At 74.6% G+C, this 21,635-nt stretch carries 18 protein-coding genes and 1 pseudogene; 9 read left to right on the top strand and 10 right to left on the bottom strand.

Going from position 1 to position 21,635, the window contains the following annotated elements; genetic code table 11:
* Positions 1-109: 109 nt before the first annotated feature.
* Both ACH4OA_RS23255 and ACH4OA_RS23250 read right to left on the bottom strand, forming a co-directional pair.
* A complete protein-coding gene (locus ACH4OA_RS23255) occupies positions 110-1,657 on the bottom strand; it encodes a leucyl aminopeptidase (protein WP_397941964.1) in 1,548 nt (515 codons plus the stop codon).
* Between the two features lie 295 nt (positions 1,658-1,952).
* Positions 1,953-2,783, bottom strand: coding sequence for an adenosylcobinamide-GDP ribazoletransferase (locus ACH4OA_RS23250; RefSeq protein WP_397970530.1), 831 nt, complete (start codon positions 2,781-2,783; stop codon positions 1,953-1,955).
* Between the two features lie 60 nt (positions 2,784-2,843).
* On the opposite strand from ACH4OA_RS23250, the gene ACH4OA_RS23245 reads away from it, so the two are divergent.
* Complete coding sequence (locus tag ACH4OA_RS23245) at positions 2,844-3,608, top strand: hypothetical protein (RefSeq protein WP_397945719.1); 765 nt, start codon at positions 2,844-2,846, stop codon at positions 3,606-3,608.
* Positions 3,609-4,037: 429 nt separating this feature from the next.
* Here ACH4OA_RS23245 and ACH4OA_RS23240 read toward each other — a convergent pair.
* The 3 genes and pseudogenes from ACH4OA_RS23240 to cobT all read right to left on the bottom strand — a co-directional run.
* A pseudogene (locus tag ACH4OA_RS23240) lies at positions 4,038-4,715 on the bottom strand (hypothetical protein); the annotation flags it as partial.
* A gap of 6 nt (positions 4,716-4,721) precedes the next feature.
* Positions 4,722-6,503 (bottom strand): phosphatidylglycerol lysyltransferase domain-containing protein, encoded by a 1,782-nt coding sequence (locus tag ACH4OA_RS23235; RefSeq protein ID WP_397970527.1) that lies wholly within the window; start codon positions 6,501-6,503, stop codon positions 4,722-4,724.
* A 122-nt stretch (positions 6,504-6,625) separates the two neighbouring features.
* Positions 6,626-7,861 carry a nicotinate-nucleotide--dimethylbenzimidazole phosphoribosyltransferase gene (gene cobT, locus ACH4OA_RS23230; RefSeq protein WP_397970524.1) on the bottom strand — a complete coding sequence of 412 codons (1,236 nt, stop codon included), beginning with the start codon at positions 7,859-7,861 and terminating at the stop codon, positions 6,626-6,628.
* Between the two features lie 133 nt (positions 7,862-7,994).
* Here cobT and ACH4OA_RS23225 point away from each other — a divergent pair, with 133 nt between their 5' ends.
* Entirely contained in the window at positions 7,995-8,978 is a 984-nt protein-coding gene (locus ACH4OA_RS23225) for a class I SAM-dependent methyltransferase (RefSeq protein ID WP_397970522.1), read from the top strand.
* Positions 8,979-8,982: 4 nt separating this feature from the next.
* On the opposite strand, the gene ACH4OA_RS23220 is transcribed toward ACH4OA_RS23225, so the two are convergent.
* Entirely contained in the window at positions 8,983-10,185 is a 1,203-nt protein-coding gene (locus tag ACH4OA_RS23220; protein ID WP_397941973.1) for a bifunctional adenosylcobinamide kinase/adenosylcobinamide-phosphate guanylyltransferase, read from the bottom strand.
* Positions 10,186-10,264: 79 nt separating this feature from the next.
* Here ACH4OA_RS23220 and ACH4OA_RS23215 point away from each other — a divergent pair, with 79 nt between their 5' ends.
* A complete protein-coding gene (locus ACH4OA_RS23215) occupies positions 10,265-10,474 on the top strand; it encodes a hypothetical protein (protein ID WP_365878876.1) in 210 nt (69 codons plus the stop codon).
* Between the two features lie 36 nt (positions 10,475-10,510).
* On the opposite strand, the gene ACH4OA_RS23210 is transcribed toward ACH4OA_RS23215, so the two are convergent.
* From ACH4OA_RS23210 to ACH4OA_RS23200, 3 genes are all read right to left on the bottom strand, one after another.
* Positions 10,511-11,581 (bottom strand): S1C family serine protease, encoded by a 1,071-nt coding sequence (locus tag ACH4OA_RS23210; protein ID WP_397970519.1) that lies wholly within the window; start codon positions 11,579-11,581, stop codon positions 10,511-10,513.
* A 165-nt stretch (positions 11,582-11,746) separates the two neighbouring features.
* Positions 11,747-12,448: a methyltransferase domain-containing protein gene (locus tag ACH4OA_RS23205; protein WP_365878894.1), complete on the bottom strand. Its 702-nt coding sequence runs from the start codon at positions 12,446-12,448 to the stop codon at positions 11,747-11,749.
* A gap of 83 nt (positions 12,449-12,531) precedes the next feature.
* Positions 12,532-13,158, bottom strand: a complete 627-nt coding sequence (locus ACH4OA_RS23200; RefSeq protein ID WP_365878880.1) for a DUF3043 domain-containing protein — start codon at positions 13,156-13,158, stop codon at positions 12,532-12,534.
* 247 nt (positions 13,159-13,405) lie between these two features.
* On the opposite strand from ACH4OA_RS23200, the gene ACH4OA_RS23195 reads away from it, so the two are divergent.
* The 5 genes from ACH4OA_RS23195 (at position 13,406) to ACH4OA_RS23175 (ending at position 19,714) form a co-directional block, all read left to right on the top strand.
* Positions 13,406-14,185 (top strand): PspA/IM30 family protein, encoded by a 780-nt coding sequence (locus ACH4OA_RS23195; RefSeq protein WP_365878882.1) that lies wholly within the window; start codon positions 13,406-13,408, stop codon positions 14,183-14,185.
* 38 nt (positions 14,186-14,223) lie between these two features.
* Positions 14,224-14,502 (top strand): hypothetical protein, encoded by a 279-nt coding sequence (locus ACH4OA_RS23190; RefSeq protein WP_365878884.1) that lies wholly within the window; start codon positions 14,224-14,226, stop codon positions 14,500-14,502.
* A 56-nt stretch (positions 14,503-14,558) separates the two neighbouring features.
* A complete protein-coding gene (locus ACH4OA_RS23185) occupies positions 14,559-15,776 on the top strand; it encodes a sensor histidine kinase (protein WP_397941977.1) in 1,218 nt (405 codons plus the stop codon).
* Positions 15,773-16,453, top strand: coding sequence for a response regulator (locus ACH4OA_RS23180; protein WP_397941978.1), 681 nt, complete (start codon positions 15,773-15,775; stop codon positions 16,451-16,453). The genes ACH4OA_RS23185 and ACH4OA_RS23180 overlap by 4 nt, the downstream gene beginning before the upstream one ends.
* Before the next feature lie 159 nt (positions 16,454-16,612).
* Entirely contained in the window at positions 16,613-19,714 is a 3,102-nt protein-coding gene (locus ACH4OA_RS23175) for an efflux RND transporter permease subunit (RefSeq protein WP_397970516.1), read from the top strand.
* Positions 19,715-19,784: 70 nt separating this feature from the next.
* Here the strand turns inward: ACH4OA_RS23175 and nadA are convergent, their stop codons facing one another.
* A complete protein-coding gene (nadA, locus tag ACH4OA_RS23170) occupies positions 19,785-20,969 on the bottom strand; it encodes a quinolinate synthase NadA (RefSeq protein WP_365878892.1) in 1,185 nt (394 codons plus the stop codon).
* 263 nt (positions 20,970-21,232) lie between these two features.
* Between nadA and ACH4OA_RS23165 the strand changes: the two genes are divergently transcribed.
* Positions 21,233-21,589, top strand: a complete 357-nt coding sequence (locus ACH4OA_RS23165) for an iron-sulfur cluster assembly accessory protein (RefSeq protein ID WP_023551351.1) — start codon at positions 21,233-21,235, stop codon at positions 21,587-21,589.
* Positions 21,590-21,635 lie beyond the last annotated feature (46 nt).

The raw sequence follows: 21,635 nt of genomic DNA, 5'->3' as shown, positions 1-21,635 counted from the left end.
CGCCGGACGCGGCGGCGGCGCGGGGCCGCGGGGGCGATCACGGCCGCGCGGCCCCGCGCCGCGCGACCGGCCCCCGCGCCCCCGCGGCCCGCGGGGGGCCGGGCGGACGTCAGCCCAGGTCGCCTTCGGCGGTCAGCTCCGCCAGCCGCACCAGCGTCCGCACCGCGGAGCCCGTCCCGCCCTTCGGCGTGTACCCGAACGGGCCGCCCTCGTTGAACGCCGGGCCGGCGATGTCCAGGTGCGCCCAGGTGATGCCCTCGCCCACGAACTCGCGCAGGAACAGGCCGGCCACCAGGCCGCCGCCCCACCGCTCGCCCATGTTCGCGATGTCGGCCACGGGGGAGTCCATGCCCTTGCGCAGGTGCTCCGGCAGCGGCATCGGCCAGGCCGGCTCGCCGACCTCCTCGGCCGCCTCGTACACCGTGGTGCGGAACGCGTCGTCGTTGGCCATGACGCCGAACGTCCGGCTGCCCAGCGCCAGCATCATCGCGCCGGTCAGCGTGGCCACGTCCACGATGGCGTCCGGGTTCTCCTGCGAGGCCGCCCACAGCGCGTCGGCGAGCACCAGCCGGCCCTCGGCGTCGGTGTTGAGCACCTCGACCGTCTTGCCGCTGTACATGCGCAGCACGTCACCCGGGCGCACGGCGGAGCCGGAGGGCATGTTCTCGGCCAGCGCCAGCCAGCCGGTGACCTCGACCTCCAGGCCGAGGCGGGCGGCGGCGACGACCGCGGCGAACACGGCGGCGGCACCGCTCATGTCGCACTTCATGGTCTCGTTGTGGCCGGCCGGCTTCAGCGAGATGCCGCCCGAGTCGTAGGTGATGCCCTTGCCGACGAAGGCCAGGTGCTTCTCCGCCTCGGGGTGCTTGTACGACAGCTTCACCAGGCGCGGGGTGGCCGCCGAGCCGCCGCCGACGCCCAGGATGCCGCCGTAGCCGCCCTTGGCCAGCGCCTTGTCGTCGAGCACCTGCACCTTGATGCCGTGCTCCTTGGCCGCGGTCTGCACGAGGGCGGCGAAGGAGGCCGGGGTGAGGTCGTTCGGCGGGGTGTTGACCAGGTCGCGGGCGCGGTTCAGCTCCTCGGCGACCGCGACCGCGCGGGCCACCGCGCCCTTGTGGGCGGCGTCGCGCGGCTTGCCGCCCAGCAGCGCGGCCTCGGCCAGCGGCGCCTTGCCGTTCCCGGCCCGGCCGTTGCCCGCCTGGGCGCCGCTCTTGTAGACGTCGAAGGAGTAGGCGCCGAGCAGGACGCCCTCGCCGATCGCGCCGAGCGCGCCGGCGCTGTCCACGGGCAGCGCGAACGCGGCCTTGCGGCACCCGGCGAGCGCGCGGGCGGCGACACCGGCGGCCTTGCGCAGCGCCTCCGGGTCGAAGCCGGCGCTCTCGTCGGCCTCCGCGTCCGAGGGCCCCGGGCCGAGGCCCACCGCCACCACGAGCGGGGCCTTGAAGCCGGCCGGTGCGGGCAGCTTGGTCAGCTCGCCCTCGGCACCCGAGGCGCCGAGGGTCTCCAGGACGCCGGCCAGCTTGCCGTCGTACGCCTTGTCCACGGCCTCGGCGCCCGGCGCGACGACGGGCCCCTGGGCGCCCTTGGCGACACCGATCACGATCGCGTCGGCCCGCAGGCCGGGCGCCGCGGCGGTGCTGAGAGTCAGAGCAGTCACGGTGGTGAGTTCTCGCTTCCGATGTGAAGTTCCTGTGGCCGAAACGGGGTGGGTCGACCGGGCCCGGGAGCCGACCCTAGGCCCAGGCCCGGGGACAGGTGACAACCGGGGCCGCCACCTCGCCGGCGAACACCCGGGACGAGACTACGCGCGTACGTGCGTTCGCTCATTCCTTCGGGTGGTCACCCGTGCGTGGTGCCGGCCCGCCGCTCCCGGCCACGCTCCCGTGCGCCGGGCGGCGCGCGCCGGGTTCCGGCGTGCCGCCGCCCCACCGGTTCGGATGACGCCCCGGCGCTCAGCGGCCGAGCGAGAGCACCACGAGCACCGTCGTCGCGGCCGTCTCGGCCACCGCGCCGAACACGTCCCCGGTCACCCCGCCGAACCGCCGCACACACCGCCGCAGCAGCAGTTCGGCGGCGCAGACGCCGACGGCCACGGCGAGGGCCGTCCAAGCGCCGTCGTACCCGCCGGAACAGGCGCCCGCCGCCCCGGCCGCCGCCACCGCCCCGGCCACCACGCCCAGCGCGGCCGGCCGCGGCACCACCCCGGCCACCGCCGCGCCCAGCCCCTCCGGACGGGCCGCCGGCACCCCGGAGCGCGCGGCCAGGGTGAGCGCCAGCCGGGCCGCGAGCGCCGAGACCACGGCCGCCAGGGCGCCCCGCGTCCAGGAGGCGCCGTAGAGCTGGGCCAGCACCGCCACCTGGGCCAGCAGCACCAGGACCAGGGTGAGCACGCCGAACGGTCCGATGTCCGACTGCTTCATGATCCGCAGCGCGTCCTCGGCGGGCTTGCCGCTGCCCAGCCCGTCCGCGGTGTCCGCGAGCCCGTCGAGGTGCAGGCCCCGGGTCAGCGCGGCGGGTACGGCGACCGAGGCGACGGCGGCGAGCAGCGGGCCCGCGCCCAGCCGGAGCAGCAGCAGGCCGAGCCCGGCCGCGCAGAGCCCGACGGCCAGCCCGGCCGCCGGCGCCCACAGCATCCCGCCGCGCGCCGCCGCGCGGTCCCAGCGGCGCACCCGCACGGGCAGCACGGTGAGCGTGCCGAAGGCGAAGCGCAGGCCGTCGCCGGCCGACGGCGCGGCGGACGGGGACGGCGGGGAGGGCGGGGACGGTGAGGAGGGTGTCGGCACCGGCGCAGGGTATCCGGCGGTCCCGGGGCCCCCGGCGGCGCCCGGGGATAAAGTGCGCACATGGGGCACTGGTGGGTGCGGAACATCGTCGAGCCGGGCAAACTCCCGCTGCTGCTCGCCCTCGCCGCCTTCGTGCTGACCTTCGCCGCCACCCGGGCCGTCACCCGGCTGATCCGGGCGGGCAAGGGCCCGTTCGGCAACGTCCGGGCGGGCGGGCTGCACATCCACCACGTCGTCCCCGGCGTCGTCCTCACCGTCGTCGGCGGCTTCGGCGCGGTGGCCAGCGACCGGCACGGTGCCGGCGGGGCCGTCTCGGCGGTGCTGTTCGGCATGGGCGCGGGCCTCGTGCTGGACGAGTTCGCGCTGCTCCTGCACCTGGACGACGTCTACTGGAGCGCGGAGGGCCGCAAGAGCGTCGAGGTCGTGGTGCTCACGGCGGCCCTCGTCGGGCTGCTGCTCGCCGGGTTCTCCCCGTTCGGCGTCGACAACCTCACCCGGCAGGAACTGACCGACCGGACCACGGCCGTCGCCAACATCGCCGCCAACTTCGTCCTCTCCCTGGTCGCGCTGGGCAAGGGCAAGACCCGGACCGCGCTGTTCGGGGTGATCGTGCCGCTGGTCGCGCTCGTCGGCGCGGTCCGGCTCGCCCGCCCCGGCTCCCCGTGGGCCCGCCGCTGCTACGGCCGCCGGCCCCGGGCCCGGGCCCGCGCCGTGCTGCGTGCCTACCGGCACGATCGTCGTTGGGCGGGGCCGCGGCGGGCGGTTCAGGACTGGATCGGCGGCAGACCGGACCCCCGCCCGGCCCGGCTGCCGGACCACCGGTGAGGCCGGGCGCCGGCCGGGCGGCTCGCCGTGGGCCTGCCGCCGTCACGGCCGTCGGCCGCGCGGTCCGGGCCCGGCGGCCCGTCGGCCGCCGCCTCGGGCCAGGCCCCCGGTCGTGCTGCGTGCCTACCGGCACGACCGGTGTTGGGCGGGGCCGCGGCGGGCGGTTCAGGACTGGATCGGCGGCAGACCGGACCCCCGCCCGGCCCGGCTGCCGGACCACCGGTGAGGCCGGGCGGGGCGGCTCGCCGTGGGGGCGCCGCTGTCGCCGCCGGCGTGGGTGCCCGGCCACCGCTGGGGGCCGTCGCCGGCGTGGGTGCCCGGCCATCGGTGCGGGCGGGTGCCGGTCCGGCGGCCCGGGGCGGGACCCGCGCCGCCACGGCCGTCGGCTCGGGTGCCGGGCCACTGCCGGGGGCCGCTGCCGGCGGGAGTGCCGGGCCGTCGGCGGGGGCGGTCCGGGTGGCGGTCCCGTGCGGCCGCCAGCAGGCACAGCAGCCCCACCGCCAGCAGCGCGGCCAGGTGCTCCTTGCCCGCCAGGTTCTCCTTCGCCAGCACCTCGGCGACCATCGCCGCCGTCACCGCGCCCGCCGTCACATAGGCGCCGTACCGCCAGGCCACGAACACCGCGAGCCCCACGACCGCCGCCGACGGGCCGGTGTCCACCACCTGCGCGTCGGTCCACGGCAGCCCGAACGGGGCGTGCGCGCCGAGGGTGACGCCGAGGCGCGCGTACAGCGTCCCGGCGAGCGTGGCGGCGTAGGCGATGGCCAGCGTCCGCCGCCGGCCCAGGCACAGTTCCGCGATCCCGAACACCAGCAGGATCTGCGCCAGCGCACCCCACACCGGCAGGTCCAGCGCGGGTACGAACAGCGACAGCGGAGTGCGCAGCAGGGCCGGCCCCAGCGGATCCGCGGCGCGCACCGCGCCCAGGTCCTGCACCGGCCCGTACCCCCACGGCCGGTTCTGCACGTACTGCAGGAGCGCGGTCAGGCCGACCGCCCCCAGCGTCATCGGCAGCGCGGCGGCCCCGCGCCGGCGCAGCGGCTCGCGCACGGCGCCGCACAGCGGTCCCCACTCGGCGCGGGCCCAACGGGCGAGCGTTCCCCTCACGATTCCTCATCCCCGTACGGTCAGACGCGTGTCCAGGTGCCTGCGGTGCAGCCACTTCGGCAGTCCCGGGGCCTCCAGGAAGCCCTCCGCGCGGGCCGCGGCGAGGCCGATGCGCGGCAGGTCCGCGCTCTTCTCGAAGAGCAGGAACCGCGGTTCCCAGATGGGCCGGTACTTTGCGTTGGCGCGGTACAGCGACTCGATCTGCCACCAGCGGGAGAAGAAGCCGAGCAGTGACCGCCACAGCCTCAGCACCGGACCGGCGCCGAGGCGCGCGCCACGTTCGAAGACCGACCTGAACATCGCGAAGTTGAGCGAGACCTGCGTGATCCCGGTCTCGCCGGACCGCCGCAGCAGCTCGATGACCATGAACTCCATCAGCCCGTTGTCGCAGTCCCGGTCCCGCCGCATCAGGTCCAGGGACAGCCCGGCCGGGCCCCAGGGCACGAACGACAGCAGCGCCCGCAGCCGCCCTTCGGCGTCCGTGCACTCCAGCATCACGCACCGGCCGTCGCCGGGGTCGCCGAGCCGGCCCAGCGCCATGCTGAAGCCGCGTTCGGTCGCGCCGTCGCGCCAGTCGTCGGCGCGCTCGACGAGGAACGCCATCTCGGCCGCCGGAATGTCCTCGTGCCGCCGGATCCGCACCCGGTACCCGGCCCGCCGCACCCGGTTGTACGCCTGCCGGACCGTGCGCATCGCCCGCCCCTCCAGCGTGAACTCGGCGATCTCCACGACCGCCTCGTCGCCGAGTTCCAGCGCGTCCAGCCCGTGCCGGGCGTAGACCGTCCCGGCCTCCTCGCTCGCGCCCATCACCGCCGGGATCCAGCCGTGCGCCCGCGCCTCGGCCAGCCACGGCGCGATCGCCCCCGGCCACGCCTCCGGGTCGCCGAGCGGATCCCCGGACGCCAGGCTCACCCCGCCCACGACGCGATAGGCGACGGCGGCCTTCCCGGTCGGCGACCACACCACGCTCTTCTCCCGGCGCAGCGCGAAGTAGCCGAGCGAGTCGCGCTCACCGTGCCGGTCCAGCAGGATCCGCAGCCGTTTCTCGTCGTCCTCGGTGAGCGGGTCGACGGCCCGCCGGGAGCGGAAGGCGGCGTAGAGGACGGCGAGGACGAGGGCCGTGCTGAGCACGTTGACCGCCACGTTGGCCCAGCGGGGCGGCTCGATCCCGGGGAAGCGGGACTCGTCGGCCGCCACCGACACCAGCCGCAGGGTGCCGTAGTACCAGCGCTCCCGGAACGTGGAGCGGGCCGCGTCCGGCGCCTGGTTGGTGACCGTCACCAGCAGTCCGGCCAGCAGGCTCGCGGCCAGGCCGCCGCAGACCGCCACGGTCGCCGCGAGCCGCGGGTTGGACCGGTCGCCCTTGGCGTAGAACTCCCGGCGGCCGGCGAGCAGCGCGCCCACGAAGGCGGCCGTCAGGACCAGGGAGACCCAGTTCTGCGCGTACCGCCGGATCTCCGGGAACGCCATGGCCGGCGCGAGCAGGGCCAGGAAGAGCCCGCTCACCACCAGGTTCAGGATCCACGCGGCCCGCTTGCGGCGCCGCATGGTGATCGCCAGGAAGGCGGTGAACACCCCGGAGGCGAAACCGGCCGTCAGCAGGTACGGCGTGAAGAAGTCGTCCTGGTTGTGCCGGCGCACGTCCTGGCCGAGCGAGACCCACACCGCGCTGAGGAAGTTGACGAAGGCGACGGTCCGCAGATACCAGACGGCGAAGGCGGCGGCCCGCCGGGAAGTCCGGGTGGACCGCCCCGCCCGCTCCGCCACGGCAATTCGGGCATCTCCCATGAAGAGGATCATATGGCCACGGCCGGGACGAACCGCGCTTCTGCGGCCGGCTCCCGCTCCGGCCCCTCTGTTCAGGCGTGTTCGGGTGCCGGACCGGCCCCGGCCGGCCCGGCACCACCGGGCTACTCCTCCCCGGCCGCCGGGTCCTGCACGGTCCCCGGCGTCTTCGGGCTGCCCGGCTCCGGGTCCTTCACAGCCACCGGGTCCGCAACGGTCACCGTGTCCGCCGCGGCCACCGGGTCCGCCACGGTCTCCGCGTCCTTCACGGCTTCCGTGCCCTGCCCGCTCCCCGGCCCCGGCTCCTCCCCGGCCGCCGGCTTCTCGGGCAGCTCCGCGGCCAGCGCGGCGGCGCTGCGGACGAGCGGCAGCGCCAGCAGCGCGCCCACGCCCTCGCCGACCTTCACGCCCTGCTCCAGCAGCGGCTCCAGCGCCATCCGGTCCAGCGCCTTCGCCTGGCCCGGCTCCCCGCTGGCGTGCCCGGCCAGCCACCAGTCCGGCGCCCGGAACGCCACCCGCTGGGCGACCAGCGCGCACGCGGCGGCCACCACCCCGTCCAGGACGACGGGCAGCTTGCGCACCGCGCACTGGAGCAGGAACCCGGTCATCGCCGCGAGGTCCGCGCCGCCCACGGCCGCGAGCAGCCGGAGCTGGTCCCCGAGCACCGGCCGGGCCCGCCGCAGCGCGTCCCGGACCGCCGCGCACTTGCGCATCCACGTCAGGTCGTCGATCGCCAGCCCGCCGCGCCCGGTCACCACGGACGCGTCGGTCCCGCACAGCGCGGCGACCAGCACCGCCGCCGGCGTGGTCCCGCCCACGCTGACATCGCCGAGGACCACCAGGTCGGTGCCCGAGTCGGCCTCCTCGTCGGCGACCGCGACCCCGGCCAGCAGGGCGGCCTCGGCCTCCTGAAGGGTGAGCGCGTCCTCGATGTCGATCCGGCCGCTGCCCCGCCGCACCCGGTGCCTGGTCACGTCCGGCGGGAAGACGTCCGCCGGACAGTCCACGGCCATGTCCACGACCCGTACGGGCACCTCCAGCCGGCGCGCGAGCACGGACACCGGGCTCGCGCCCTCCAGCACCGCCCGCACCAGCCGCTCCGCGCCGCCCGCCGGCCGCGCCGACACGCCCAGCCCGGCGACGCCGTGGTCACCGGCGAAGAGCACCACCCGCGGCCGTTCGACCGGCCGCACCGGCACCTCGCCCCGCGCGGCGGCCAGCCACTCGCCCAGCTCGTCCAGCCGGCCCAGGGCCCCGGGCGGCACGACCTGGCGCTCGCGCCGGGCCTCGGCGTCACGGCGCACGCCCCCGTCCGGGCGCTCGATCAGATCGGTGAAGTCGTCCAGATTAAGGCTGCTCATTCGCCGAACAGTACCGCCAGCGGGCGCACACTCCCGCGGCACATCACCACCCCGCCCGCACGCCGTCTTGGCACCGCGGACCGGTATCCCATACGTTCCGCTTTGCCGCGGAATGTCGCACAGGGAGCCGCCCATGCCGACCACGCCCCTCACCCCGCAGATCACCACCCCCCACGACCCCTTCCAGGAGCCGCGCCGCGCGGACTGCCCCTGGTGCGGCTCCCGGGCGCTGCGCACCCGGCTGCGCGCGCCCGACCCGCTGCGCCACCGGGCGGGCACCTTCGTCCTCGACGAGTGCGCCGACTGCGCCCACACCTTCCAGAACCCCCGGCTCAGCGCGGAGGGACTCGCCTTCTTCCGCCGCGACGCCTACGAAAGACAGCTGGCGGACCTCACCGCCCGCGTGCTGTCCGACCGCGCGGTCCGGCGCCGGCACCGGGCCGCCGCCCGGCGGCTGTCGGCGCTGCGCGAACCGGAGAGCTGGCTGGACGTCGGCACGGGCCACGCCCGGTTCCCCGAGGCGGCGAAGGAGTTCTTCCCCTACACCAGCTTCGACGGGCTGGACCCCACGGCGCGGGTGGAGCAGGCGCTGCTGGAGGGCCGCGTGGAGGAGGCGCACCGCGGCTATCTGACGACGCCCGGCATGACGGCCCGGCTGCGCGCCCGCTACGACGTCGTCACCATGTTCCACCACCTGGAGCACGCCCCCGACCCGCGCGCCGAACTCCGCGCCGCGCTGACCGTGCTGCGGCCCGGCGGCCACCTGGTCGTCGAAGTACCCGACCCGCGCAGCCTGTTCGCCGTACTCCTCGGCAAGTGGTGGCTCCCGCACGGCCAGCCGCGCCATCTGCACCTGCCGCCGCCGGCCAACCTGCGCGCCGAGCTCTCGGCCCTGGGCTGCGCGGTCCTCGTCACGGACCGCACGGACCCGCACGTGCCGTACGACCTCGCGGCGGCCGTCGCGCTGGCGCTGGCGCACGCCCGTCCGCCGCTGCGCCTGGCGGCGGCGCCGGTCCGCACGCTGGCCGCGGCCCTGGACCACGGATGCGCTCCGCTGCTGCGCCGGACGCGGTTCTCCAACGCGTACCGGATCGTCGCCCGCAAGGGCGCCGGATGACTGCTCACCCCCGCAGCACCAGCGCCTGCCCCGCCACCACCAGCACCACCTGCTCGCACTCCGCTGCGAACGCCGCGTTCAGCCGGCCCAGTTCGTCCCGGTAGCGGCGCCCGGACGCCGTCGCCGGGACGATCCCCGAGCCGACCTCGTTGGACACCGCCACCACGGACCGCCGGGTGCCGCGCACCGCCTCCGTCAGCTCCCGCACCCGCTCCCGCAGCGCCTTCTCGCCGCCGCCCGCCCACTCCGCGTCGTCCCACGCCCCGACGGAGTCCATCACGTCCGTCAGCCACAGCGACAGACAGTCGACCAGCAGCGGCGGCCCGTCCTGCGCCAGCAGCGGCACCAGGTCGGTCGTCTCCGCCGTACGCCACGAGCCCGGCCGCCGCTCCCGGTGCGCGGACACCCGCGCCGCCCACTCGGTGTCCCCGGCGCGCGTGCCGCCCGTGGCCACGTACAGCACGTCCGGGAACGCCTCCAGGCGCCGCTCCGCCTCCACCGACTTGCCCGAGCGGGCCCCGCCCAGCACCAGCGTCCGGCGCGGCACGTCCGGCACCTCCTCGTACGCCCCGACCACCAGCGTCGAGCCGTCCGGCACCGCCCGCGCCCCGGCCGCCGCGAGCCGGCGCCGCAACTCCGCGCCGGGCGGCACGTCGTGGTCCAGGTGGACGGCGAGGACGTCCGTCGTGGGGCCCGCGGCACCGGCCGCCCGCAGCCGGGCGAGGGCGTCCGGGCGGTTCACCACGTCCGCGAGGACCATGTCGTAGGGCCGCGCCGCCGTCTGCTCCAGCCCGGCCGGCGACCCGCCCGGCGGCAGGTACAGCAGCCGCTGCCCGTCCGGCCCGGTCACCGCGTACCCGGTGCCGCCCGCGTCCATCGCCACGGCCCGCACCCGATGCCCCGTCAGCAGCGCCAACTCCCGCCCGTCCGGCACCCGGCCGGGCTGCGGCAGCCCGGCCGGCACCTCCACCGCCGGACCGTCGTGCGGATGCGACAGCAGAACCTGCCGCACCCCGGCCAGCGAATGCCCGGCGCGCGCCGCCGCGAACGCCGCGCCCGGGGTCAGGTCGAGCAGCAGCGCGTCGTCCACGAGCACCGCGGTCGCGGCCCGCGCGCCGGGCCCGAGCGCGCTCGCGCAGGCGGCGCAGGAACAGTCGGGCCGCGGCAGTCCCGCGGGGGCACCGGTACCGAGCAGAGTGATGTCCACGGACCGATTTTCGCCTGTCCCGGCAGGTCTTGCGCTTCCGGCTAGGCTGCCAGCAGGTGTTGGATCAAAGGAGGCCCACATGACGGCATGGACGTGGCGGTTCGAGAAGGCCGACGGGACGGAGGTCCAGCCGGCGGTCCAGCCCGAGGAGTTCACCACCCAGGGCGACGCCGAGTCCTGGATCGGCGAGCAGTGGAAGGCGCTGCTGGAGGGCGGGGCCGACCAGGTGCGGCTGTTCGAGGAGAACACCGAGATCTACGGCCCGATGAGCCTGCACGCCGACGCGTGAGCGGCCGTACGGCGGCGTGAGGAGGCGGCGCCCTCCTCACTGCTCGCCCAGCGTCACCTCGGCGGTGTGCCCGGTGCCGTCCCGCAGGTACGTCACCGTGGTCCGCCGGCCCGGCCGGTCCGCGGCCAGCGCCTCGGACAGCGAGGTGATGGTGGTCAGCGGGGTGTCGCCCAGCCTGGTGATGACGTCGCCGGGGCGCAGGCCCGCCCGGTCGGCCGCGCCGCCGGCCCGGACGCTGACCACCGCCACCCCGGCCGGCCGGTACCGGTCGTCCACGACCGTGCGGGCGGTGATGCCGAGGGCCGCCCGCCCGGAGTCGACGACCTCGCCGTGCCGCACGATCTGGCCGGCGACCGTGCGGACCAGGGACGCCGGGATCGCGAAGCCGATGCCGGGCGCGGCGCTGCCGAGGCCCGGGTCGGCCGCGGCGAGCGTCGGGATGCCGATCACCCGCCCGTCCAGGCCGACCAGGGCGCCGCCGCTGTTGCCGGGGTTGATCGCGGCCGACGTCTGCACCATGTTCGCGATCGTGGCGTCCGTGCCGCCGCCCTCACTGCCCTCGCTGACGGTCCGTCCGGTCGCCGAGACGATGCCCTGCGTCACGCTGGACGACAGCCCCAGCGGCGAGCCCATGGCCAGCACGATCTGGCCGGCCTCCACCTTCTCGGAGTCCCCGAACACCGCCGGCTTCAGCCCGTCGGGCACCCGGTCCAGCCGGACCACGGCGAGGTCCTGCTCCGGGTAGGAGTAGACGAGGGTCGCGGTGAGCGGCTCCTCGCTGCTGGCGGTGGTCACCTGGAAGGTCTTCTCCGCGCCGACCACGTGCGCGTTGGTGACGATGTGCCCCTTGTCGTCGTACACCACCCCGGAGCCCAGGTCGCGGCTGGCCTGGATCTGCACGACCGACGGCAGGACATCCCTGATCACCTGCTGGTAGCGGTCCTGGAGATCGGTCGCGGCCGTCGGCACGGCCGCCCCGGTGGCCGCCGGGGCGTCCCGTCCGGCCAGGGCGACGGGACCGGAGCAGCCGGCGGCCGGGGCCGCGCAGCACAGGAGAGCGACGGCGAAGACGGCCGTCCGCGGCGCGCGGGTACGGGAAGCGTCCATGCCCCGAGTCTCACCGCGCGCTGATCACCCGGCCCGCGCTGTTGCCCCGAACGGGCTCAGGGCCTCCCTTACGGAGCACCCCGGACGCGGGACGGAGCACCCCGGACGCGCGGGCCCCGGCCCGGACGGCAGACCCCAGGGCCGGCCTGATCCGAACGGAAGACCCTAGCCCCGTACGCCGCACAGGTGCAGCAGCGCCGCCACCCCGCGGTAGGGGTCCGTGCGGCCGGCCCGCTCCTCGACCGCGAGCAGCGTCTCCAGGTCGTCGGGCAGCGCCGCCTCCTGCGCGGCCGTGTCCGTGAAGACCCGCACGCCGTACCAGGCGCGCAGCGGCGCGGCGATGCCGTCGAGCGTGGCGGTGAGGGCGGCCAGCCGGTCGGCGCGGACGTCCAGGCCGAGGCGGTTTTGGTAGGCGGTGGTGTCGAAGGCGGCCAGGGCGCCCGCCCAGTCACCGCCGAGACCCGGGCGCATGGCGAGCGCGTCGCCGTTGCGGACCAGCAGGGAGAGCAGACCGCCCGGGGCCAGCATCCGCGCCAGGCCCGCCACCAGCGGGTCGGGCTCCGCCACGTACATCAGGACGCCGTGGCACAGCACCACGTCGAAGCTGCCCGGCAGGAAGTGCACACCGGTGTCCCGCCCGTCGCCCTGCACCAGCCGCACCCGCTCCCGGATGCCCTCCGGTTCCCGGGCCACGGCCTGGCGGGCGGCGGCGACCAGCACCGGGTCCTGCTCGACGCCGGTGACGTGGTGGCCGAGCCGGGCCAGCCGCAGCGCCTGCGCGCCCCGGCCCATCCCCACGTCGAGCACCCGCAGCCGCCGCCCGACCGGGAACCGCCCGGCTATCTGCTCGTCCAGCTGCCGGGCCACCAGCTCCTGGCTCACGACATCGCGCAGGCCGCCCGGCCCGTCCGGCCGGGCGTCGGCCGCGCCCCCGGTGACAGCCTCTGCGCTCAGGGCCGCTCTCCGCGCTTGACCTGCGGCTTCGGCAGCCGGAGCCGGCGCATCTGGAGCGAGCGCATCAGCGCGTAGGCCACCGCGCCGCGGGTGTTCTGGTCCGGGAAGCGCTCCGCGAGCCGCTTGCGCAGCCGGAAGCCGCTCACCGCCGCGTCCAGCACGATCAGCACGATCACGATCAGCCACAGCAGCAGCGCCACGCTCTGGATGGAGGGCACCCGCACCACGCTCAGCACCAGGATGACCACGGCGAGCGGCAGGAAGAACTCCGCCACGTTGAACCGGGAGTCCACCCAGTCCCGGGCGAAGCGGCGGACCGGGCCCTTGTCCCGGGCGGGCAGATAACGCTCGTCGCCGCTGGCGAGGGACTGGCGCTGCCGCTCCAGGGCTTGCCGCCGTTCCTCGCGCCGGCGCTGTGCTGCCTCCTTGCGGTTCGTCGGCGTGGAGGCGACGCTGCGGCGCTGGGGCCGGGCCTCACTGCGCTTGGGCGTGGGCCGGCCCTTGGGGGCCTGCGGGTCGCGGGGCTGCTTGGAGTCGGTCACCGGCGCCTTGTCGGCGGGGGCCTTCTCTTCCTTGGCACGGCTACGGAACACAAAACCCAAGGGTAAGGGCTGCACCGGCATGGACCCCAGTCCCGCGGGGAACGATCCGGCAACACCGGGCGTCTGTAGGGGACGGAGGGAGGAGACCGGGGTGGGATCACCTACTCCTCGCGCCGGAGCGGGACGGTCCGCGGTCGTCCTCGGGGAGGAGCGCATCACCCCGCGAACAGTGCGGTAATGGAGACAGGGCCCGTACTGTGGGTCTTGTCGCAGGTTCGGTGAGCTGGAGTCCGTCAGAAGGGGGCGCGCGAAGCCCATGAGCGGTGTCATGAAGCGTATGGGGATGATCTTCCGCGCGAAGGCGAACAAGGCCCTTGACCGGGCCGAGGACCCGCGCGAGACCCTCGATTACTCCTACCAGAAGCAGATCGAGCTGCTGCAGAAGGTGCGGCGCGGCGTCGCCGACGTGGCGACCAGCCGCAAGCGCCTGGAGCTCCAGCTCAACCAGCTCCAGCAGCAGTCCGGCAAGCTGGAGGACCAGGGCCGCAAGGCGCTCGCGCTCGGCCGGGAGGACCTGGCCCGCGAGGCGCTGTCCCGCAGGGCCGCCCTCCAGCAGCAGGTCACGGATCTGGAGTCGCAGCACGCCACCCTCCAGGGCGAGGAGGAGAAGCTCACCCTGGCGGCCCAGCGCCTCCAGGCCAAGGTGGACGCCTTCCGCACGAAGAAGGAGACCATCAAGGCCACCTACACCGCGGCCCAGGCCCAGACCCGCATCGGCGAGGCGTTCTCCGGCATCTCCGAGGAGATGGGCGACGTGGGCCTCGCCATCCAGCGCGCCGAGGACAAGACCGCCCAGCTCCAGGCCCGGGCCGGCGCCATCGACGAACTGCTCGCCTCGGGTGCCCTGGACGACCAGTCCGGGATGCAGAAGGACGACATCCAGGCCGAGCTGGACCGGCTCTCCGGTGGTACGGATGTAGAGCTGGAACTGCAGCGCATGAAGGCCGAGCTGGCCGGGGGCTCCCCGCAGCAGGCTCTCGAGGGCGGCACCGGTCAGGGGCAGTCCCAGCAGCAGCCGCAGGACACCCCGCGCTTCGACAAGCAGTAACCGGTCCGACGCCGGGGTCCGAGCCGATGGAGGCCGACGTGATCGTACGGATCATGGGGGAGGGCCAGGTGAGGCTGGACGACGCCCACCTCGCCGAGCTGAACAGGCTGGACGACGAACTGCTGGCCGAGGTGGAGAGCGGTGACGGCGAGGGTTTCCGCCGCACGCTCGCCGCGCTGCTGGACGCCGTCCGCCGCTCCGGCACGCCGCTGCCCGACGACGCGCTGGAGCCCTCCGAGCTGATCCTGCCGTCCCCGGACGCCACTCTGGAGGAGGTCCGCTCCCTCCTCGGCGACGACGGCCTCATCCCGGGCTGACCGGCCCAGGTCCCGGTCCGGGGACCGGTGCGCGAAGGGCGCCGTACTGTTCCCCCGTGAGCACTCTCGACCGCGCCCGGTGCGGCCTCAAGGCCCACCCGCTGGCCCTGGACGCGGCCCTCGCCGCGGCCGTCCTCGTCTGCATGGTCGCCGGCTCCTTCGCGGTGCCGCGCGACGGGCACGGCGTGACCTGGGGCGTGCACACCCCGGACGTCCTCAGCCTGCTGCTCATGCTGGCCGGCGCCGCGGCGCTCGTCTTCCGCCGCCGCGCGCCTCGCACGGTCCTCGCCGTCACCGGCACGGTCTCCGTGGTCGAGTGCGTCACCGGCGACCCGCGCGCCCCGGTCGCGATGTCCGCCGTCGTCGCCCTGTACACCGTCGCCGCGACCACCGACCGCCCCACCACCTGGCGCCTCGGCCTGCTCACCATGACCGTGCTGACGGCCGCCGCCATGCTCGCCGGCCCGCTGCCCTGGTACGCCCAGGAGAACCTCGGCGTCCTCGCCTGGACCGGCATCGGCGCCACCGCGGGCGACGCCGTGCGCAGCCGCCGCGCGGTCGTCCAGGCCATCCGGGACCGCGCCGAACGCGCCGAACGCACCCGCGAGGAGGAGGCCCGCCGCCGGGTCGCCGAGGAACGGCTGCGCATCGCCCGTGACCTGCACGACGTCGTCGCCCACCACATCGCCCTGGTCAACGTCCAGGCCGGGGTCGCCGCCCACGTCATGGACAAGCGGCCCGACCAGGCCAAGCAGGCCCTGGCCCACGTCCGCGAGGCCAGCCGCAGCGCGCTGGAGGAACTGCGCGCCACCGTCGGCCTGCTGCGCCAGTCCGGCGACCCGGAGGCTCCCACCGAGCCCGCCCCCGGCCTGAGCCGGCTGGCGGACCTCGCGGCCACCTTCCGCAGCGCCGGCCTCCCGGTGGAGGTGGCCGGCGCCGGCCAGGGCGGCGAACTGCCCGCCGCCGTCGACCTGGCCGCCTACCGGATCGTGCAGGAGGCGCTGACGAACGTGCAGAAGCACGCGGGACCCGGCGCCCGGGCCGAGGTGAGCGTCGTACGCGTCGGACCCGCGCTGGAGGTCACCGTGCTGGACGACGGCTCCGGAACGCCCGGGGTGCCCGAGGCCGGCGGCGGGCACGGGCTGCTCGGCATGCGTGAGCGGGTCGGCGCCCTGGGCGGCACCCTGACCACCGGACCCCGCTACGGCGGCGGTTTCCGCGTCCATGCGATCCTGCCCGTCAAGACGCCGCCGGCCCCAGGGGAGCCCGTATGACCATCCGTGTCCTGCTCGCCGACGACCAGGCCCTGCTGCGCAGCGCGTTCCGGGTGCTGGTCGACTCCGAGCCCGACATGGAGGTGGTGGGCGAGGCGTCCGACGGCGCGGAAGCGGTCCGGCTGGCCCGGGAACAGGCCGCCGACGTGGTGCTGATGGACATCCGGATGCCCGGCACCGACGGACTCGCCGCCACCCGGATGATCAGCGACGACCCCGCCCTGGCCCAGGTCCGCGTGGTCATCCTCACCACCTTCGAGGTGGACGACTACGTGGTGCGGGCGCTGCGCGCCGGCGCCTCCGGCTTCCTCGGCAAGGGCAGCGAACCGGAGGAGCTGCTGAACGCCATCCGGATCGCGGCCGGCGGCGAGGCCCTGCTGTCCCCGGCCGCCACCAAGGGCCTGATCGCCCGCTTCCTCGCCCGCGCGGACGACGGCGACGGCTCCGGCGCGGCCCGCGCCGAGCGGCTGGGCGCGCTCACCGGCCGGGAGCGGGAGGTCCTCGTCCAGGTCGCCGGCGGCCTGTCCAACGACGAGATCGCCGAGCGTCTGACGGTCAGCCCGCTGACGGTGAAGACGCACGTCAACCGGGCCATGGCCAAGCTGGGCGCCCGGGACCGGGCACAGCTCGTCGTGATCGCGTACGAGTCGGGGCTGGTCCGTCCGAGGAGGGACTGACCTCCACCCGCGTGTACTGCGCGCGGAGTAGGGGCCCGGCACCGGAACGGGACCTGGGGCCTACGGAACGGGCCCCCGGCATGGCCCAAGGTGGTGCAGTGGGCGTCCGCCCGCGCCTCCCGCCGCTTCTGCCGCTCCCAGAAGAGAGACCCTAAACCCATGTCCTGGCTGTCCCGGTTCAGCCTCGCGCAGCGCGCCCTCGTCGGGCTCGTGTCGCTGATCGTGCTCGCCTTCGGGCTGATCGCGATACCCCAGATCAAGCAGCAGCTGCTGCCCACCATCGAACTGCCCATGGTGTCGGTGATCGCGCCGTACCAGGGCGCCTCGCCCGACGTGGTCGAGAAGCAGGTCGTCGAGCCCATCGAGGACAACCTCCAGGGCGTCGACGGCGTCACCGGTGTCACCTCCACGGCGAGCGAGGGCAACGCCGTGATCATGGCGTCCTTCGACTACGGCAACGACACCAAGCGGATCGTCTCCGACGTCCAGCAGGCCGTGAACCGGGCCCGCAACCAGCTCCCGGACGACGTCGACCCGCAGGTCGTCTCCGGCTCCACCGACGACATGCCGACCGTGGTCCTGGCCGTCACCTCCGGCAAGGACCAGCAGGCGCTCGCCGACCAGCTCGACACGACGGTCGTACCGGCCCTGAAGGACATCGACGGCGTCGGCCGCGTCCAGATCACGGGCGTACGCGACCTCCAGGTCACCGTCACCCCGGACGACGCGAAGCTGGCGCGGGCCGGGCTCACCCCGGCCGCCCTCGCCCAGGCCCTCCAGGCGGGCGGCGCCACCGTCCCGGCCGGCTCCTTCGACGAGGACGGCGTGGGGCGCACCGTCCAGGTCGGCGGCGGCTTCACCTCGCTGCGGCAGATCGAGGACCTGCGGGTCGCCGGCGCGGACGGGAAGAAGCCCGTGCGTCTCGGTGACGTGGCCGCCGTCGCCAAGCGGCCGGCCCCGGCCGACTCCCTCACCCGCACCGACGGCCGGCCCAGCCTCGCCGTCAACGTCACCATGGACCACGAGGGCAGCGCGGTCTCCATATCCGACGCGGTCCACGACAAGCTGCCCGGGCTGCGCGCGGACCTCGGCGCGGGCGCGAAGCTCACGGTCGTCAGCGACCAGGGCCCGGCCGTGTCCAAGTCCATCAAGGGCCTGACCACGGAGGGCGCGCTCGGTCTGCTCTTCGCGGTCCTGGTGATCCTGCTCTTCCTGGCGTCGGTCCGCTCGACCCTGGTCACGGCGGTGTCCATCCCGCTGTCCGTGGTCCTCGCCCTGCTCGTGCTGTGGACGCGCGGCCTGTCGCTGAACATGCTGACGCTGGGCGCGCTGACCATCGCCGTCGGCCGGGTCGTGGACGACTCGATCGTGGTCCTGGAGAACATCAAGCGGCACCTCGGCTACGGCGAGGAGCGCAAGGAGGCCATCCTCACCGCGGTCCGCGAGGTGGCGGGCGCGGTCACCTCCTCCACCCTCACCACCGTCGCCGTGTTCCTGCCGATCGGCCTGGTCGGCGGCATGGTGGGCGCGCTGTTCGGCTCGTTCAGCATCACCGTGACGGCGGCCCTGCTGGCCTCCCTGGTGGTGTCGCTGACGGTCGTGCCGGTCCTGTCGTACTGGTTCCTGCGCGCCCCGAAGGGCACGCCCGCGGACGCGGCCCAGGCCCGCCGCGAGGCCGAGGAGAAGGAGGCGAACAGCCGGCTCCAGCGCGCCTACGTCCCGGTCCTGCGGTTCGCCACGCGCCGCCGCCTCACCAGCGTGCTCATCGCGATCGTCGTCCTGGTCGTCACCTTCGGCATGTCCGGCCTGCTGAAGACGAACTTCTTCGACCAGGGCGAGCAGCAGGTCCTCACCGTCAAGCAGAAGCTGAAGCCCGGCACCGGCCTCGCCGCCACCGACGCGCAGGCCCGGCGGGTGGAGAAGCTGCTCGCCGCCACCGACGGCGTCAAGGACTACCAGGTCACCGTCGGCTCCTCCGGTTTCATGGCGGCGTTCGGCGGCGGCACCGACACCAACCAGGCGTCGTACCAGGTGATGCTGGAGGACTCGGCCTCCTACGACGAGGTGCAGCGGCACCTCGAGGACGGGCTGAAGAAGCTGGACGGCATCGGGACGACCACCGTGTCGGCCGGTGACGGCTTCGGCAGCCAGGACCTGAGCGTGGTGGTGAAGGCGTCCGATGCCAAGGCGCTGCGCACGGCCGCGGAGCAGGTCCGCTCCACGGTCGCCGGCCTCGACCACGTCACCGACGTCACCAGCGACCTCGCCCAGAGCGTGCCGCGGATCTCGGTGAAGGCGAAGCCCGCCGCGGCGGCGGCCGGGTTCGACGAGCAGAAGCTGGGCGCCGCGGTGGCGCAGGCGGTGCGCGGGACGACGGCGGCCAAGGCGGTCCTGGACGACACCGAGCGGGACGTCGTCGTCCGGTCGGCGAAGCCCGCGACCACGCTGGCCCAGCTGCGCAAGCTGCCCCTCGGCCCGGTGCGGCTGAGCGACGTCGCCACGGTGAAGCTGGTGGACGGCCCGGTGTCCATGACCCGTATCGACGGGCAGCGCGCGGCCACCGTCACGGCCCGGCCGACGGGCGACAACACGGGCGCGATCAGCACCAAGCTGCAGTCGAAGATCAAGGACCTGAAGCTGCCGGCGGGCGCCACGGCCGAGATCGGCGGTGTCAGCTCCGACCAGGACGACGCGTTCAAGAACCTGGGTCTGGCCATGCTCGCGGCGATCGCGATCGTCTTCATGCTGCTGGTGGCGACCTTCCGCTCGCTCGTCCAGCCGCTGATCCTGCTGGTCTCCGTCCCGTTCGCGGCGACCGGCGCGATCGGTCTGCTGGTGGCCACCGGCACCCCGATGGGCGTGCCCGCGATGATCGGCATGCTGATGCTGATCGGCATCGTGGTGACCAACGCGATCGTGCTGATCGACCTGATCAACCAGTACCGCGCACAGGGGTACGGCGTGGTGGAGGCCGTGATCGAGGGCGGCCGGCACCGGCTCCGCCCGATCCTGATGACCGCGCTGGCGACCATCTTCGCGCTGCTCCCGATGGCCCTGGGCGTCACCGGCGAGGGCGGCTTCATCGCCCAGCCGCTGGCCGTGGTGGTCATCGGCGGCCTGATCACCTCGACCCTGCTGACCCTGCTCCTGGTCCCGACGCTCTACGCCATGCTGGAGCTGCGCAAGGAGCGCCGGGCGAAGAAGCGCGCGGCGAAGCGGCGGCCGGCGGCGGAGAAGACACCGGAGCCCGCCGGGGTGTGACGCCTGCCGGGGTGTGACGGGTACGGAAAAGGGCCGGGCCTCCTTGCGAGGCCCGGCCCTTGTGCGTCCGTTACGGCAGCGCCAGCATCCGCTCCAGCGCCAGCTTGGCGAACGCCTCCGTCTCCTTGTCGACCTCGATCCGGTTGACCAGGGTGCCCTCGGCCAGGGACTCCAGGGCCCAGACCAGGTGGGGCAGGTCGATGCGGTTCATGGTCGAGCAGAAGCAGACCGTCCGGTCGAGGAAGACGATCTCCTTGCCCTCGGGCGCGAAACGGTTCGCCAGCCGGCGCACCAGGTTCAGCTCCGTGCCGATGGCCCACTTGGAGCCGGCCGGGGCGGCTTCGAGGGTCTTGATGATGTACTCGGTCGAGCCGACGTAGTCCGCCGCGGCGACGACCTCGTGCCGGCACTCGGGGTGCACCAGCACGTTCACCCCCGGGACGCGCTCGCGCACGTCCTGGACCGACTCCAGGCTGAATCGGCCGTGCACGGAGCAGTGGCCGCGCCACAGGATCATCTTGGCGGCGCGCAGCTCGTCCGCGGTGAGGCCGCCGTCCGGCTTGTGCGGGTTGTAGACCACGCAGTCGTCCAGGGACATGCCCATGTCGCGGACGGCGGTGTTGCGGCCCAGGTGCTGGTCCGGCAGGAACAGGACCTTCTCCCCCTGCTCGAAGGCCCAGTCCAGGGCGCGCCGGGCGTTGGAGGAGGTGCAGATGGTGCCGCCGTGCTTGCCGGTGAACGCCTTGATGTCGGCGGAGGAGTTCATGTACGAGACCGGCACCACCTGCTCGGCCACGCCGGCCTCGGTCAGCACGTCCCAGCACTCGGCGACCTGCTCGGCGGTCGCCATGTCGGCCATGGAGCAGCCGGCGGCGAGGTCGGGCAGGACCACCTTCTGGTCGTCGGAGGTCAGGATGTCCGCCGACTCGGCCATGAAGTGCACACCGCAGAAGACGATGTACTCGGCCTCCGGGCGGGCGGCGGCGTCCCGGGCCAGCTTGAAGGAGTCGCCCGTGACGTCGGCGAACTGGATGACCTCGTCGCGCTGGTAGTGGTGGCCGAGCACGAAGACCTTGTCACCCAGCTTGGCCTTGGCGGCGCGGGCGCGCTCGACCAGCCCGGGGTCGGAGGGCGACGGCAGGTCACCGGGGCACTCGACGCCCCGCTCGCTCTTCGGGTCGGCCTCGCGGCCGAGCAGCAGCAGGGCGAGCGGGCTCGGCTGCACGTCGAGTTCCGGGGTCTGGGCGGTGGTCACGGCACGCACCCTTTCTACTTTTCGTCTAACTGACGCTATCTATCATAGCTGGTTCACGTCACTTTGACGACGGCGATAGCGTCGATGTGACGTGAATCCCCCCGGGCTCCGCTCCGGGCCGCTGTCCGCCCGGCGGGCCGTGTGCGAGCATGAGGAGGGAAGTGAAAACGCGACAACGCGAATGCCCGGCCCGGAATGAATCCGCGGAATCGCCGGTTGCACTCGTCGGCAAGCAGTCTCCGTACAACCCGGGAGAGATGTAGATGTCCGTATCGGACGAGACCACCACCGTCACCGACGGCATCATCCTGACCGACGCCGCGGCGGCCAAGGTCAAGGCCCTGCTCGACCAGGAAGGCCGCGACGACCTCGCGCTGCGCGTCGCCGTCCAGCCCGGCGGCTGCTCCGGCCTGCGCTACCAGCTCTTCTTCGACGAGCGCTCGCTCGACGGCGACGTGGAGAAGGACTTCGGCGGGGTCAAGGTCGTCACGGACCGGATGAGCGCCCCGTACCTCGGCGGCGCCACCGTCGACTTCGTGGACACGATCGAGAAGCAGGGCTTCACGATCGACAACCCGAACGCGACGGGCTCCTGCGCCTGCGGCGACTCCTTCAGCTGAGCCGCGATCCGACCGAAGAAGGCGGCGGCCCCCCTCGGGGGGCCGC

Origin of the sequence: Streptomyces sp. NPDC017095, from assembly GCF_044332325.1 — a bacterium.
In the GTDB taxonomy this organism is placed as follows: domain Bacteria; phylum Actinomycetota; class Actinomycetes; order Streptomycetales; family Streptomycetaceae; genus Streptomyces.
The sequence above is the reverse complement of the archived record's forward strand: the minus strand, read 5'-3'. Positions and strand labels throughout refer to the sequence as shown.